The organism is Chryseobacterium sp. G0162, from assembly GCF_003815715.1.
GTDB lineage: Bacteria > Bacteroidota > Bacteroidia > Flavobacteriales > Weeksellaceae > Chryseobacterium.
Window position 1 is genome coordinate 1609082 of sequence record NZ_CP033922.1, and the last position, 14900, is coordinate 1623981.

The 14900-nt window shown below is 36.6% G+C and carries 15 protein-coding genes and 1 tRNA gene; 4 read left to right on the plus strand and 12 right to left on the minus strand.

The genetic code is table 11. The features are described from left to right. Positions 1–206: 206 nt before the first annotated feature. Positions 207–596 carry a VOC family protein gene (locus EG344_RS07465; RefSeq protein ID WP_123908931.1) on the minus strand — a complete coding sequence of 130 codons (390 nt, stop codon included), beginning with the start codon at positions 594–596 and terminating at the stop codon, positions 207–209. A 303-nt stretch (positions 597–899) separates the two neighbouring features. Here EG344_RS07465 and deoD point away from each other — a divergent pair, with 303 nt between their 5' ends. Then, the gene (gene deoD, locus EG344_RS07470; protein ID WP_123908932.1) at positions 900–1610 is read left to right on the plus strand and encodes a purine-nucleoside phosphorylase; all 711 of its coding nucleotides are present in this window, start codon (positions 900–902) and stop codon (positions 1608–1610) included. Positions 1611–1693: 83 nt separating this feature from the next. Here deoD and EG344_RS07475 read toward each other — a convergent pair whose 3' ends face one another. The 3 genes from EG344_RS07475 to EG344_RS07485 form a co-directional block, all read right to left on the minus strand. After that, complete coding sequence (locus EG344_RS07475) at positions 1694–2479, minus strand: TatD family hydrolase (RefSeq protein WP_123908933.1); 786 nt, start codon at positions 2477–2479, stop codon at positions 1694–1696. A 223-nt stretch (positions 2480–2702) separates the two neighbouring features. After that, entirely contained in the window at positions 2703–3356 is a 654-nt protein-coding gene (locus tag EG344_RS07480; protein ID WP_228412880.1) for a hypothetical protein, read from the minus strand. Beyond that, positions 3346–4065 (minus strand): DUF434 domain-containing protein, encoded by a 720-nt coding sequence (locus tag EG344_RS07485; RefSeq protein ID WP_123908934.1) that lies wholly within the window; start codon positions 4063–4065, stop codon positions 3346–3348. Before EG344_RS07485 ends, EG344_RS07480 begins: the two co-directional genes overlap by 11 nt. Before the next feature lie 370 nt (positions 4066–4435). Between EG344_RS07485 and EG344_RS23835 the strand changes: the two genes are divergently transcribed. Next, positions 4436–4591, plus strand: coding sequence for a hypothetical protein (locus tag EG344_RS23835; protein WP_164464401.1), 156 nt, complete (start codon positions 4436–4438; stop codon positions 4589–4591). A gap of 113 nt (positions 4592–4704) precedes the next feature. Continuing rightward, positions 4705–5565, plus strand: coding sequence for a DUF4822 domain-containing protein (locus EG344_RS24245; RefSeq protein WP_228412881.1), 861 nt, complete (start codon positions 4705–4707; stop codon positions 5563–5565). 139 nt (positions 5566–5704) lie between these two features. Here EG344_RS24245 and EG344_RS07495 read toward each other — a convergent pair whose 3' ends face one another. From EG344_RS07495 to mce, 8 genes are all read right to left on the minus strand, one after another. Beyond that, positions 5705–6751: an MBL fold metallo-hydrolase gene (locus EG344_RS07495; protein WP_123908935.1), complete on the minus strand. Its 1047-nt coding sequence runs from the start codon at positions 6749–6751 to the stop codon at positions 5705–5707. 11 nt (positions 6752–6762) lie between these two features. Then, positions 6763–8343: a Na+/H+ antiporter gene (locus EG344_RS07500; protein WP_123908936.1), complete on the minus strand. Its 1581-nt coding sequence runs from the start codon at positions 8341–8343 to the stop codon at positions 6763–6765. A gap of 199 nt (positions 8344–8542) precedes the next feature. Beyond that, positions 8543–9466 carry an alpha/beta hydrolase gene (locus EG344_RS07505; protein WP_123908937.1) on the minus strand — a complete coding sequence of 308 codons (924 nt, stop codon included), beginning with the start codon at positions 9464–9466 and terminating at the stop codon, positions 8543–8545. A gap of 707 nt (positions 9467–10173) precedes the next feature. Further along, positions 10174–11040: a helix-turn-helix domain-containing protein gene (locus EG344_RS07510; protein WP_123908938.1), complete on the minus strand. Its 867-nt coding sequence runs from the start codon at positions 11038–11040 to the stop codon at positions 10174–10176. Positions 11041–11137: 97 nt separating this feature from the next. Continuing rightward, the gene (locus EG344_RS24250) at positions 11138–11569 is read right to left on the minus strand and encodes a hypothetical protein (protein WP_228412882.1); all 432 of its coding nucleotides are present in this window, start codon (positions 11567–11569) and stop codon (positions 11138–11140) included. A gap of 351 nt (positions 11570–11920) precedes the next feature. Beyond that, a complete protein-coding gene (locus tag EG344_RS07520) occupies positions 11921–13675 on the minus strand; it encodes an alkaline phosphatase D family protein (RefSeq protein ID WP_123908939.1) in 1755 nt (584 codons plus the stop codon). A gap of 237 nt (positions 13676–13912) precedes the next feature. Next, a tRNA-Ile gene (locus EG344_RS07525) sits at positions 13913–13986 on the minus strand. A 62-nt stretch (positions 13987–14048) separates the two neighbouring features. Further along, complete coding sequence (mce, locus tag EG344_RS07530) at positions 14049–14447, minus strand: methylmalonyl-CoA epimerase (protein WP_123908940.1); 399 nt, start codon at positions 14445–14447, stop codon at positions 14049–14051. A gap of 93 nt (positions 14448–14540) precedes the next feature. On the opposite strand from mce, the gene rbfA reads away from it, so the two are divergent. Beyond that, positions 14541–14900, plus strand: coding sequence for a 30S ribosome-binding factor RbfA (rbfA, locus tag EG344_RS07535; RefSeq protein WP_045492923.1), 360 nt, complete (start codon positions 14541–14543; stop codon positions 14898–14900).

Below are 14900 nucleotides of genomic sequence, written 5' to 3' on the forward strand. Positions count from 1 at the left end.
GTATTTTATCTGCGATACATATATTTGTAACCACGAATTCACGAATGATTTTATTCGTGAATTCGTGGCATTATAACGGTCTAATTGCTGAAAATTGTTGATTTTCTTGGGCCTTAAAATAGGTATAATACTATTCAAAACCTCTTTACGTTTTCCAACAAAGAGGTTCTATCAAAAGTAAGAGATTGCTTCGTCGCAATGACAGGTTAGGCTACTATTTCAATGATGTTATTTTCAGGATCGATAATGACGCTTTCATAATATCCATCACCTGTTGTTCTGGGTTCACCAGCAATGGTATAACCGTCTTTTCTTAAGGTTTCTGTAAGCTCATTTACTTTTTCTTTGCTTCCTGCGGAGAACGCCAAATGAATGATTCCAAACTGTTGGGATTCATAGGAGTTTTCACTTGCTGAAAGATCCGGCCTGGTCATAATTTCAAGACGGCACCCATTCTCAAAACTGAGAAAATAAGATTGAAATTTTTTGACCGGATTACAATATTTTTCATTGGATACCGCTTCAAAATATTTTTCATAAAATGCTCTGGTCTTTTCAAGGTCTTTTACCCAAACAGCAATATGTTCTATTTTCATTTTTTTAATTTTAATATGATTACTCTCGCAAAAGTAAGCTGAACAGCCAGGCTATATCTGCTCTCTGTTATTCTATCTTTGTTCTGTATTTACCTGTTTTATTTTTTCATTTCAAGGTGTGCATTTTTTTAAAACAGACTAAAAAATAAAAACACTAAGACTTGTGTTCGAAAGCAATAAACAAAACACTTATATACAACTATTTACCTATTACATTCTTATAAAACACCTGTCTCATTTCAATTCTCATAATGATGAGGTCAATATAAAAGTTATTATCTTTGTGCCATTCAAAATTAAATTATGAGTATTCACATCAGTGCTAAAAAAGGAGAAATTGCTAAAGTAGTATTGCAGCCGGGGGATCCGCTTCGTGCACAGTATATTGCTGAAAATTATTTAGAAAATGCAAAACTGGTAAGCAAAACCAGAGGTATCTTTTATTATACAGGTCTTTACAAAGGTAAAGAAATCACTGTAGGAGCTAGTGGAATGGGATTCCCAAGTATCGGGATCTATTCTTTTGAGTTATTTACAGAATATGAGGTAGACACGATCATCAGAATCGGAACTTGTGGAGCTTACAATACAGACCTTAAGCTTTTTGATATTTTAAATATTGAAAATGCTGCCAGCGAAAGTACCTATGCTAAATATGCATGGGGAATTGAAGGAGACATCCTTCCTCACCAAGGAAATATCTTCAATACAATCAATGAAACTTCTAAAGAGTTATCTATAGATGCTAAAGCGATCAATATCCACAGTAGTGATATTTTCTACAGAAAAGATCCAAACACTCCTGAAATTGCTACAAGATATAACTGTCCTGCTGTAGAAATGGAAGCTTTCGGATTGTTTGCAAATGCTCAGCACTTAGGTAAAAATGCAGCTACGATTCTTACCGTAACTGATATTATCCCAACTCATGAGAAAATTTCTGCTGACGAAAGAGAAACTGCCTTGAAGCCAATGATGGAACTAGCACTGGAGTCTGCAATCAAGAGTTTATAAGAAAAGGATAAAAGGCAAATTTGCTGGTTACCCTTTCAACACTATAATTAAAAAGAGCTTTACTGAATCAGTAGAGCTCTTTTTTATAGTCTGAAAAATTTTCTGGCAGTTTCTGTAGTTTTATCTGCTACTTCAGCAATGCTGATCTTCTTCAAATGGGCAATAGTTTGCGCCACATAGGGCAAAAAGGAAGGTTCATTTCTTCTGTTCTGCATCCTTGGCATATTCTTCGGAAGCATGAATGGTGCATCGGTTTCAATCATCATTCTATCCAGAGGAACATAACGAATCACCTCTTCCAAATGTTTAAATCTTTTCTCATCACTGATGGCTCCGGTAAATCCCAGATAAAATCCTTTGTCCAGATAAGTTTTGGCTTCATCAAGTGTTCCTGTAAAGCAGTGTACAACAGCTTTCGGTAATTGAGAAAGATAATCATCCGTAATTTCATTAAATCTTTTAAAGGCTAATCTTTCATGAAGAAAAAGAGGTTTATCAACGTCTATCGCCAGTTCCAATTGAGCTTTATAGCACTTTTCCTGCATGGACCTTGGTGAAAAATCGCGGTCGAAATCTAATCCGCACTCACCTACTGAAATCACATGATCCTGCTTTAACAGCTTTCTAAGTTCATTCATGCTTTCATGATTAAAAGACTTTGCATCATGGGGATGAATTCCTGCTGTTGAAAATAAAATATCAGGATATTCCTCTGCAATTTCTGAAGATTCTTTGCTTCCACGGACGCTTGTTCCGGTGAGGATCATATAATCTACTCCGTTATCCAAAGCTCTGTTAATGATTTCTTCTTGTTCGTTGTAGAACTGTTTATTGGTCAGGTTAATGCCAATATCAATGTATGTATTCATTGGTTTAAAATTTTTGTTTTACTTTTTTATCTATCTTCTAATAAGGTTACTTATTTTTTTTAGAAAAATGCACGGCAAAATTATTTATAAGAAACGCAATCTTTTTGCGTAGTAAAAAGATGAGTTGGAAATTGGGAGATAGAAATTACAAAAATTTATAGTGGACCTCTATTTTTTAATGTGATTATTAGAAGTTACGAGACAAAAATAACTTCCAGCTTTTTTATTCATTGATGAATTTTTCAAGAAATCCAATCAGTTTCTTTCCTCCATGACTCCAACGAATTCCGTGGCCTTCTTTTTCCCTTATTTCAAAGACAAATTCGTGCTTATAGTGGAAGAAAACATTCCACCAGGTTTTATTTTCAAGGATATAGTGAATTTTCTTCATTACTTTTTCCTGTTTTTGCTGGTTATTTCCTTTCACTTCACCCCAAAAATCATCGTCCATTCTTCCGGTATGTTTTTCCCAGGCACGCTGGGCAATAGTAATTTCTTCATTAAAAGGTTCCTGGCAGGCTTCGATCAAAATAGAAGTCAGTGGTGGAACAGCATTTTCGTCCCGAATACTTGCAGAAGTCAGTCTTTGTCCCAAAACAATAAGCCAGTTTTCAAATGGAATACCTTCCAACTGTTTTGCTTTATCCTCATCCGTATTGTTATTCTTAATAATATTGATAAATTGGTTAAAAATATCTTCCCTATTTATCTCAATTTCTTCATTAAAATAAGGGAGATTCCACTCCAACTTCTTATCCTGAAATTTCTGAATATTATCGGACAAACTTTTTAAATGCTCTTCTGCTAAAATAGCCTGATACTTTTCCTTCCAGTCCTCTGAAATCCATACCATATATTGTTCGAACTTATTCATCATAACATTGTATCAGATTAACGAACAGACTTTCTTCTTTAATGAGATAACCAATAAGATTAAACCATTCTTTACAGTGATCCAGAATCCAGGCATCTGAGGAAATAATGATTCCGGAACTCTCTGCCAGAAATTTATCCGGGCTGTATTGTAGTTCAACTTCCCAGTTAAGTTGATTTTCAACAGCAAAGTCAAGAACGATCTGCTTAATTCTTCCACTATTGGAAACCGGCTGATCAAAAATCCAGTCCAATTTCTGAACCTGAGCTTTTTGAAAAAATGCAGCCACAAGTCCTATTGCTCTTTCTGTTTGATTTACCCGTTTATATGTTCCATGCACTCCGGAAAGATCCCGAAAACAACCATCCACCCCTTCAAAAATATAGGCTTCCGACAACAGACTTTCCAACAGAATCAATACATTGAAGCCATCAAGATATACGGTTTTATCTTTCAGATCTGAAAGATTCAATTGTTTTAGTCTTCTGTTATGAATTTGTCCATCAGATGCTGAAGCTCCACGAATCACCTGTATCTGTCGTGTTTTTAATCTATATCTGTTTCCTACAAGGTCAGATGCGGCTTTTTCCGCATACCCTCTTGTCAAAAGATACTGCATATCCTGAACTGCCAGCTTCAGCTTGCTGATCTGCTTTTCTGAACCGAACAGAGTGTCATCACCTGTGTTTTTTCCGCGGTTTCTGTTATTCATACTCAAAAATAGAATTTTTAAAGGTAAATCTCTACAGATTTTGCTGATCACGCAGATCTTTCTACAACCATATGTAAAACATGTGGGATCTATGGGAGATAAAATTTAAAGTGGCTCTATACAATTTTACATCACTTTCATTGACTACGTCGAATCTTCGATTTCTGACGAAGGAAGAATATCATAATATCGCTTAGATTCTTCATTTCACTTCTGAACTACGTTCGCAGACCTTCAGCCTGTATTCAGAATGACGGAGTCATAGTAATAAGATAACCGCATTAGTGTAAAATTGTATATAATTACCAAATTTAAAATATATTTTCTGACACTTAAGTTATTTGAAGCATAAGCATTGTGAGAAAATCTGATGGCTCCTGAAGCCTATATTCTTCATGATGCCTTAACAGGTTACCTCAACGATGAATCAGCGGAACAAATCAGAAGCCGGGCGGCACTAGCCTATTCAAAATACCAAAAATGCAGTATCAAAGCAGCAAGAAACCTATTGGTGACAAGCTGGTAATTTCAATCAATTCAACACTTTATCGGTTATATTTTTTACAACAAAAGAGATATTTCATACAAAGATTTTGATAGGTAATAAAGATAAGTTTGCAAAGACTTAAAAATACCCTTATGAATACACTGAAAAAATTATGTTATCTGTCTGCAGCGATATTTTTATCTGCTTCTTTCGTTTCATGTTCAAGCGATGATAACGAAATTGTTATTGAACAACAGACTCCCTCACAAGTTCTATCTTCTACTCCCTGGGAAACGACAGGAGCTAAGGATAAAAACGGTAGTAACGTAGCATTAACAGACGCCAGCGTAGCTGGTTATGTAGGATTTGCTTACTTTAAAGCGGACGGAAACTTTACTATTTACAGTTTGACTGATGTTTTGAGATCAAGGGGAACATGGTCTGTAGATGCTCAGGGGAAAACGAGAACCATTACAGCGTTAAACCCGGATGCAACAACCATTTTCACACGTGATGTTGAAATTCTTGTTTTAAACAGAAATGAATTTACATACAGAATCCGCCCTAATGCTGCCGATCTATCTGTATATTATGACATCATCCATACGAGAACTCCTCATGCTGAACCTAAAAACGGACAACTTACATTAGCTTCTACCCCATGGAAGACTACAGGTGCTAAAGATAACAGTGGAGCCAATGTAGCTTTAGATAATTCCGCGGTGGCTGGTTATGTAGGATATTCTTACTTCAAAGCCAACGGAACTTTTAAAATTTTTGGATTAAATGATGTCTTAAGATCTCAGGGAACATGGTCAATTTCTCCTGATGGGAAGACAAGAACACTTGTTGCTTTAGATGCTAACGGTAATGTACTTTTCACCCGTACTGTAGAGATTCTTGTGTTGAACGAAACTACGTTTACTTACAGAATTACTCCTGATGCAAACACACCAACTGTATTTTATGATATCATTCATACAAATGATCCTGCTCACAAAGAACCTCAATAGTGTTTTTTTATTATAAGAAAAACCTGCTCGATATGGGCAGGTTTTAATTTTATGTAGTAAGCTATTTTCATTTTGAATAGAGATACTTCATTCAGTATGACAGTAGCTTTTTATTTACATTTAGATAAGGTATTGGTTATTACCAGTATTCTTCCCACCATTTTTTCCAGGTTACATTGCCCAACTGATCCAGATCTACTTTTTCACCGATAACAGGTAAGGTAATTGGCTGATTGTTATCTTCTGCATTTTTAGCGGCCAGCTCTACCGGCTCAAACCATGCATGCTGAGACAGCTTGAACTTTGAATGATGTACCGGCATAAAGTTTTTTGCTTTCAATTCTTTAACTTCTCCTATAAGCTGATCCGGCAATGTATGAATATAGGGCCATTTTTCGTTGTATTGTCCGCATTCCATCACTGCAAGGTCAAATGGGCCATACTTTTCACCAATTTCAGCAAAATGATTTCCATAACCACTATCACCTCCTAAAAACAGGTTTTTGGTTGGAGTCTTTAAAACAAATGAAGTCCAGAGAGAGATATTTCTATTCAACAATCTGCCGGAAAAATGTCTTGCCGGAGTAAGGGTAATTCTGAATCCACTGGCAAGATCTATGCTTTCCCACCAGTTTTTTTCAATAATCTTCCCCGGTTCCCAACCCCAGTATTCAAAATGCTGGCCTGTTCCTAATCCACAGATTACTTTTCCTACTTTATCTTTTAATTCCTGTACGGTTTTATAATCCAGATGATCCCAATGATCGTGGGAAATCAACAAAAAGTCGATATCCGGCATATGTTCCGGTTTATAATAATCTGCTCCTTGAAATGCTTTTATAGATCCGGGCATTGGTGAGGCATTTCCACTGAAAACAGGGTCTACCAGGATTTTTTTTCCATCCACTTGTATAAAATACGAACTATGTCCAAACCATACCAAAACGTTTTCTTCCGGGGGAAGGTTTTTCAAATCTGTGACAACAAATGGAAGGGCAGATTTTGGGGAGGTATTTTCTATTTTACACAAACTGTTAAGGAGGGCTTTTGTCATACTTTCTCCTTCTAATAAAGCTGGAGTAATAAGTATATTCTGAAATTTCCCGTTGAGGTAATTGGGAAGTGTACTGAAGTATTCCTTTCTTTTTTCATCAGGAAACTGTCCGAGCTGTTTTACTAAATTCATTTCCTTATTTTTTACATTCTCAGCCTTTCTTCTTCAAGATCCAGCCTTGTTAAATAATGTCTTATATATTCTTCGTCAATATTCGGATTCTGTCTGTTTTCTTCCCGAAGCCAGATTCGCTGTTGTTCCAGAGTTTCGAAATAAATTTCCTTGGCTTCATCCGACAGTTTATGGGTGGAACCTTCTTTATCTTCCTGCTCCCAGCGGTCCATCAGCTTATTAAAATATTCATTTTCATTTCTTCGCTCTTTATAATTTTCATCAAGATATCTGAAAGCAACCCTACGCATTCCTTTTCTTAAATAATGTTCAGATTCTTCTTCGGACAGGTATCCACGTCCTATGTCAGATAAATTAAGTTTTTTAATCAACACAGGTAATGTAAGCCCTTGAATAATAAGGGTAGCCAAAATTACAATAAAAGTAATAAAGAGTATGAGATCACGATGGGGAAAAGGCTGCCCGTTTTCCATCACGACAGGAATGGATAAAGCGGCGGCTAATGAAACTACCCCACGCATTCCGGTCCAGCTCATCAATATGGGAGCTTTCGTCCCTGGATCTCTATCGGCTACATTGATAAAATTACGCATAATTAATGTTACGAAAACCGCTCCAAAAGAAGCTAAAAATCGTACAATTATCAGTACTGCTGTGATTAATACCCCATAACCAATCGCATTAGAAAGACTTATTCCTTCTTTATCCAACCCTACCATAATTTCCGGAAGATCCAGCCCTATTAATAAAAACACAATCCCATTAATCAGAAATACGAAACTTTCCCATACATTGGAACCCTTCAGCCTTGATTCTGAGGTTCTAAAGATTTCATGTCTTCTGATCGAAAGAAACAATCCGCCGCTCACCACGGCCAATACTCCGGATGAATGCACTTCCTCAGCGGCAATATACATTACATAAGGAGCTACCAGACTAAGAATAGCATCCATGTTTACATCTGTAGGAAATATTTTTTCGATTTTGAGAAAAATAACTGCCAGTACAACCCCTATTCCCAGACCACCGAAAACCATCCATCCAAAGCTTACCACTGCATCCTGCCAGATAAACTGTCCGGTTGCAACAGCTACCATCGCAAATCTAAAAATAATAAGGGAGGAAGCATCATTGAATAAGCTTTCCCCTTCCAAAACGGTAGATAGATTTTTAGGAACTTTTACAAACTTTAAAATAGCTCCTGCACTCACCGCATCCGGTGGAGAAACAATTCCTCCCAGTACAAAACCTAATGCTAATGAAAACCCGGGAATATAGAAATTGGCAACAAAAGCCACTGATATAGCTGTAAGAAACACTACAATAAAAGCAAAGCTGGTGATGATCCGCCTCATTTTCCAGATTTCTTTCCATGAAACGGCAAATGCCGCTTCGTATAATAATGGTGGTAAAAAAATGATAAATATAAGTTCCGGATCTATTTTTATGGGTGGTAATCCAGGAATAAAACTTATCAAAAGACCAGCAATTACCAATATTATAGGATATGCTACTCTTAAGCGATTGGCCAGCATAATGGACCCAATAATGACCAGAACCAGTCCGAGATAATAAATGAAATTCTCCACCATTTGTTTTTCAATTAATTGTGTGAATCTAATTTATATAAATTTTGATAAATATGATTTGTTTTTTATCTAGTTTTCAATTCCAGTAGAAACTAATTTTCAAGTATATTGCTTAAGAATGCATTTTTTTCATCCGGTATTACCATTTTATTGTAAATAAATACAGCCATACATTCTTGTATGGCTGTATTTATCAGGTTTCTTAGGCTAATTTTTCCAAAAAGAATGCTACCAACTGATCAACGGCTTCATTAACATAATTTTCTCTATCATATAAAGACATATGATTGGCTCCTTCAATAGTATATTTTCTTTTGTCTGTAGAGGCAGCACGTTCAAGCAGATCATCACTCATCCAGGCACTTCCTGCTATACTTCCCACTACTGCAAGCAGCGGCTGCGTAAAGAAAACCTCTGCTTTATTATAGGCATCATAAGAAGTAAGCTGTGTCAGACTTCTGGTTGTAGAAAAACCTGGTGCTGTAGGATATTGACAACGATCTGTATGATAATATTCCCAGGCTTCTCTTAATTCTTCATTGGGTGCATCTTCTTCTCTCGTTGGAGCTAACGGAATCGTCTGGATTTCTGTACTCCCGACATCTGCTGTTCTTGCGTTAGAGCCAGCTATTAAGTAAGGTAGTGCGTCGGCATCTTTTACATTGTTTTCCCATCCGTTTCTGAACATCGATCCAATATTTACTGCGCTTATCATTCCTACCGCTTTAATTCTATGATCGTTGATAGCTGCATTGGCTGTATATCCTGCTCCTGCACAGATTCCCATAGCTCCGATCTTATCAGCATCTACATAAGATAAGGTTGTAAGGTAATCAATTACTGCACTTATGTCTTCTGTTCTGATATAAGGATTTTCCAATTGGCGTGGTTCTCCTGTACTTTCTCCCTGATAAGAAGCATCATACGCAATAGTTATCAATCCATATTCAGCTAATTTTTTAGCATATAGACCTGCGGTCTGCTCTTTTACTCCGCCGCCCGGATGAGACACTACGACTGCCGGGTATTTTTTGTTCTGATCAAACCCTTCAGGGAAATTGATGATTGCTGACAGGATAATTTCCTGGGCGTTTGTGTTTTTGATACTGATCTTTTCCTGTGACATGACTTTGTATTTTATTTGTTATTATTTATTTTGATGAAAGCTGGAAGAACAAAAGAGTATCCTATTTTTTGATTACTTTTTTTCAGCTCTATTCTTCTTTCATTTTGATAAATCAAAGGTAGAAAGGGACCCGCTCTTGAGACGGAGACACATTACCTGAAAACAGATACATTTTACCTTTTTGTATTTTTGGGTACTTCTATAGTAAATTTTGGCTAGAGCCGGATGATGTTTTTGGGTATTTTCAGACCTGCTAAAGTTTTATCTCCCGTAAATCGCACAGATTTCGCAGATGATTGCGGATATGAAAATCATAGGTTTTCAAAAACTTGCGTGTACTTCTTCTCCACAAAGCTTTTAACTTAAAATCCCTTAAGTGTTTAAATCTTTTGTGACTTTTGTGGTTAGGCACAATCCTTATTAGATTGCAGAATTTTATTTCCCACAGATTGCTCAGATTTACACAGATGTTTGTAGATATTATTGAAAACAAAACACCGGTTTAGAATTAATATTACTCATCATTTATTACGCATTACGCATACATTAGCCCGGATAGTAACGGTTACCCCGCAGCTAAACTGGAAAGCTAGGGAGGTAAGCCTGGGATGCGCTGGCGCGAGGAGTATGAGTGAATAGCCGGAAAAGCTCCTGAAAAAGCAAAAGACAACTCGCGGAGCTGCCTTTTATTATATTGTTCAAACTGTTTACTGATTCCTGAAAACTTTTGGGGAAAGTCCTGTTTTCTTACGAAAGAACCGTGCAAAATAATTGGGATAATCGAACCCGAGACTGTAGGATATTTCACTTACAGAAAGGCTTGTATTCTTGAGTTTATCTTTTGCCAGCTTTACAACGTAATCATGAATATGATCCAATGGTGATTTGCCTGTAAAGTGCTTGATGAGGTCTCCGAAATAATTAGGTGAAAGGTTACTTTTTTGTGCAAAATAAGCAACAGAAGGGAGTCCGGCGAGATTCTCATTATCGATGAAATAATGATCCAGATTTTTATAAAACTCATCGATTACCCTGTGGTAAATCTCACTTCGGGTATCAAACTGACGGTCATAAAAATCTTTAACGTAAGTAAGAATCAGGTTGACATAAGAAATGATAACCTTTTTTGAATAATATTCTTTCTGAAATTCGTGGTTTGCTTTTCTGAAGAGATCCCACAAAATACTTTCTTCTTCTTTAGTGAGGAAAAGAGCTTCATGATTGTTATAATGTACAAAGCTATAATCTTTGGCATATTTCTCAAGATATTTAGCCCCCATCATAATACATAACCCTGAAAATGGTGGAGCAATCTCCCACTCCAACGTATTTTGCGGACAATCCACATACATATAGGAAGAGTCTGACTGATCTTCCAGAAGCTGGTGAGGAACAAACTTGACTTCCATCGGTGGTTTGATAGCTAAAAGATAAAAATCAATGGTTACCGGCTCAGATTTTAGCCTGATATCATTCTGCGTCTCAAAATCTACGATGTGAAGATCATCACTTTTCAGATTGCCAACATTCAGGTATTGGCAGAATCCGGGGATATTTAATATTTTTATACTCATTGTACAGGCTTTCAATAATGGGTAAAATTAAATATTTTGAACAGTGTCCTTATGATACATATTAAGGAAAAACGGATACATTTTACGGTTTGTATTTCTACATTTTTACAACTAAGAGCATTAATCCTAAACTCAGCAATACTATAATACCGGCTATGATAGCAGCTTCGCCTACATGCTTCAGGTATCTTTTTCCGTCAAATGTGAATTTTTCGGGATGGATACTGAATTCCTTAAAAACAAACGGATCTATTTTCAAATCTGGCCTGAAGCGAACAATTCCTTCTATGAACCTGGCACGCAGAGCTCTTCCATTTTTGATATAATGAGTACTTCCAATGTCTGTTCCGTCAAATACAACTTTAGTTTCATTACGATTGATTCCTACAGTGAGTATCCATGTTTTTCTTTTCATTGTCAGGTAAACCTCATAGTCATCTGAACGAAGGGACGTTCCTAACTGATTGTAAAGAATAGCATCTATGCTTTCGTCTTTTTTATAAAAATGAATGCCTTTATCATCTACCATAATTTTTGTTACGGATATACCTTTTTGATTTTTTCACATAACGAAAAAACCGATACATACCTATAACCCAAACAGGATAATATAATACAGCTACTACAACAAATACCTTTATATTCCCCGAAACCAAAAAAGGAAACACAGCAAGTACTGTAAACATAAACAACAACACTGATCCAAAGAAAATATTCATCAGCCATGTGATTACCCAGCTAGGTTTGGAGGCTAATGGTAAAAATTCTTTTCTAAAATCCTCTTGCATCTGTTCAAGATACGGAAAAAAATAATAATAAAAAAGCCATAGGATGGCCTATAGCTTTGTACAAAATTGAAAATAAGATATGTTCTTTGAAACTATGAAATTGTATGTGCTTTTTCTGTAGTAACATTATAGAGGTCGGAAATCACATTATCTACAAACCTCCATTCTGCTACTGAATTTCCTGAAGTAAATTTAACATGCAGATACCCCCTTTTGTAAAGATTCGCATACTCCAGATCGTCGATCAGTAATGAAAATGCCTGAGCTAATGCGCTTGCCTGACCAGGATCTGATGTAATTCCGAGATAGCCTTCAAGGCCTGGTGAAGAAACGGAACTGCAGGCTAATTCGGTTCCGATAACCTTCCCTTGTGCATTAGTCAATGTCCCTAACCAAGCGTTATGCGTATCCCCTGCCAACACAACAACATTTTTACCCGCAAGCATAGAATACAGCTGTTCTCTTTCCATGAAATATCCGTCCCAGGCATCCAGGTTATAAGGTAAAGTGGTGGTTATCCTTGCTATTTCTTGTGGAGTAAGCGTGGGATCCTGAGCTTTGTATCTGCCTTTTATGACCATCAGTTGGGCAATGGTATTCTGAAGTGCCTGCATCGTAGCCGGTTGTGCGCTTCCGTACTGTTTTATTTCTGCTAAAATCTTATTCAATAGCATCAATAGTTCTGCAGGAACCATCATTTTGGTCATCAGGATTTGCTGTCCCAATACCTTCCATTTTGTAGAATCAGAATTGATCTGGGAGCCTAACCATGCCATTTGCTCGCTCCCGATCAGTTTTCTGCTTGGATTTAAAAAATCTGTTTTAAACTTCAACTGATCGAAGTTTCCTGCATTATCCAGATAATCTGAATACTCTAGTTGCTTATCTCTTGCAATCACTCTGGTATCCATCATATAAAGGGAAACAATATTTCCGAAGGTAAAGCTTCTGTAGATTTTCAGATCTTTCCCTGTTTTAAGCGGAATATATTCACTGTAAGCCTGAAATGCTGCCATTTTTCTTACCTGAAAATCACCTTCGTTAGGCTGATGATTCTCTGCTCCGCCTTTATAGGTATCGTTTGCAAATTCGTGGTCGTCCCATACACAAATAAAAGGTTTTTTCTGATGGGCCAGCTGAAGGTTTTTATCACTTCTGTATTGTCTATATCTTTCTCTGTAATCGTTCAGGTTTAGGATTTCTTTCGCAGGCTTATGAGCTCTTCCAAGCTGGTTGGTATATGGATTCGTTCCATATTCTCCCGGTGCATATTCGTAGATATAGTCGCCAAGGTGTACTACTACATCAGCTTCAGATTTGGCAACGGCTCCGTATACGTTGAAAAGTCCCGCAGGAAAATTCGAACATGATACCACCGCCATTTTCACTTCATTGACGGAATCTGCCTTAGAAGGTAAGGTAATCGTTTCCCCTGTTACACTGACTTCCTTTGTTTTAAGGTTATAAAATCTATAGTAATATTTCGTATTGGATGGAATATTTTGTACATCTACCGCTACAGTAAAGTCATTAATGGTTGCAGCACTAGCTTTTCCACTTCTTAAAACCTCAGAAAAATTGCTGTTTTTGCTTATTTCCCATGTAATTTCAGCATCTACTCCTCCAGAATATCTTGTCCATATAATAACTCCTGTTGCGGTAGGATCAAAACTGGCTACTCCGGTATCAAAACCTGAATTTTTAAGATCATTAGGAACCGTTCCGCCTTCGGTAAAGTCTTGATCGCTGCAACTTTCAATGAGAGGAGCAATAAAGATTCCTCCAGCTGCTAATAGTGAATTCTTAAGAAACCTTCTTCTGTTAAGCAGATTGTTATTTTCCATCATTACTTTTTTCTGCAAAGCAACGGGATCTGAGGAAGAAGGCTGTTAACTGAGTTTTAATTATTCTTTATGGTTTTTTTAAACGTATGTTTAACATAGTATTTTTTAAAATAGTATCAGCATACTGTTCATTTTTTATTCTAATTCAAATCTTTATAATTCTTTTCAAGATTATGAAGAATCAATTCTTATAAGAATATAAAAAAACCACTCACATTATGTAAGTGGTTGATTTTATTGTGGTCCCACCTGGGCTCGAACCAGGGACCACCTGATTATGAGTCAGGTGCTCTAACCAACTGAGCTATAGGACCTCAAAACTTGGTTAAATTTTGTGTTTGCAAAAATAGTAAAATTTCTTTCACTACAAAATTTTTTATTGCTTTTCTTGGCAAAGTTCTACCAGCACACCATTTGTTGATTTAGGATGAAGGAATACAACTAATTTGTTATCAGCACCTTCTTTGGGTTCTTCAGAGATAAATTGAAATCCTTCTTTTTTTAATCTTTTTACTTCGTCCAGGATATTTTCAACCCCAAATGCCAGATGATGGATGCCTTCACCTTTTTTTTCGATAAATTTTGAGATTGGACTTTCGGGATTACTGGCTTCCAAAAGTTCGATTTTACTTTCTCCTGTTCCGTAGAAAGAAGTCACCACTCCTTCTCTTTCCACTGTTTCTTGTTTGTAGGATTCTTTTCCTAATAGTTTAGCAAAAAGCTCGTCAGAAACTCCTAAAGACTTTACGGCAATACCGATATGTTCTAGCTTCATAAATACTAATAAATATAATTAATTCGTAAATTTGATACGATCGCTGAATTTCAAAGTATCAATTCAAACAAAAGTAGTAAATTTGCATAAATTATGGAAAGTAACAGACAAAGAAAAGTAGCACAGATTATTCAGGAGGACTTCGCAGAACTTTTCCGCAAGCAGGCTGCTGACAGCAAACAAAGTATATTGGTATCCGTTTCAGATGTAAAAGTAACGGCGGATTTAGGTATTGCAAAAATTTATTTAAGTATTTTCCCTCAAGAACACCGTACAGCGGTAATGAAGGAAATTGAAGAAAACAAACCTCAATACAGAAACTTTATCGGCCAGAAAATGGCAAAACAGGTACGTATCATTCCACAGCTTAACTTTTACTTAGATACTGCTCTTGATGATGTTGAAAAGCTGGAAAGAGAATTAAGAGGCGAAGGCGACAATCCTGTTTTATAG

Excerpts from the sequence above, each read along its gene's own strand:
- EG344_RS24245 (WP_228412881.1), top strand. The coding sequence starts at position 4,705 with ATGAATACACTGAAAAAATTATGTTATCTGTCTGCAGCGATATTTTTA.
- EG344_RS07510 (WP_123908938.1), bottom strand. The coding sequence starts at position 11,040 with ATGAGTATAAAAATATTAAATATCCCCGGATTCTGCCAATACCTGAAT.
- EG344_RS07480 (WP_228412880.1), bottom strand. The coding sequence starts at position 3,356 with ATGATGAATAAGTTCGAACAATATATGGTATGGATTTCAGAGGACTGG.
- EG344_RS07520 (WP_123908939.1), bottom strand. The coding sequence starts at position 13,675 with ATGATGGAAAATAACAATCTGCTTAACAGAAGAAGGTTTCTTAAGAAT.
- EG344_RS07485 (WP_123908934.1), bottom strand. The coding sequence starts at position 4,065 with ATGAATAACAGAAACCGCGGAAAAAACACAGGTGATGACACTCTGTTC.
- EG344_RS07465 (WP_123908931.1), bottom strand. The coding sequence starts at position 596 with ATGAAAATAGAACATATTGCTGTTTGGGTAAAAGACCTTGAAAAGACC.
- EG344_RS07505 (WP_123908937.1), bottom strand. The coding sequence starts at position 9,466 with ATGTCACAGGAAAAGATCAGTATCAAAAACACAAACGCCCAGGAAATT.
- EG344_RS23835 (WP_164464401.1), top strand. The coding sequence starts at position 4,436 with ATGGCTCCTGAAGCCTATATTCTTCATGATGCCTTAACAGGTTACCTC.
- EG344_RS07495 (WP_123908935.1), bottom strand. The coding sequence starts at position 6,751 with ATGAATTTAGTAAAACAGCTCGGACAGTTTCCTGATGAAAAAAGAAAG.
- mce (WP_123908940.1), bottom strand. The coding sequence starts at position 14,447 with ATGAAGCTAGAACATATCGGTATTGCCGTAAAGTCTTTAGGAGTTTCT.
- rbfA (WP_045492923.1), top strand. The coding sequence starts at position 14,541 with ATGGAAAGTAACAGACAAAGAAAAGTAGCACAGATTATTCAGGAGGAC.
- EG344_RS24250 (WP_228412882.1), bottom strand. The coding sequence starts at position 11,569 with ATGGTAGATGATAAAGGCATTCATTTTTATAAAAAAGACGAAAGCATA.
- EG344_RS07475 (WP_123908933.1), bottom strand. The coding sequence starts at position 2,479 with ATGAATACATACATTGATATTGGCATTAACCTGACCAATAAACAGTTC.
- deoD (WP_123908932.1), top strand. The coding sequence starts at position 900 with ATGAGTATTCACATCAGTGCTAAAAAAGGAGAAATTGCTAAAGTAGTA.
- EG344_RS07500 (WP_123908936.1), bottom strand. The coding sequence starts at position 8,343 with ATGGTGGAGAATTTCATTTATTATCTCGGACTGGTTCTGGTCATTATT.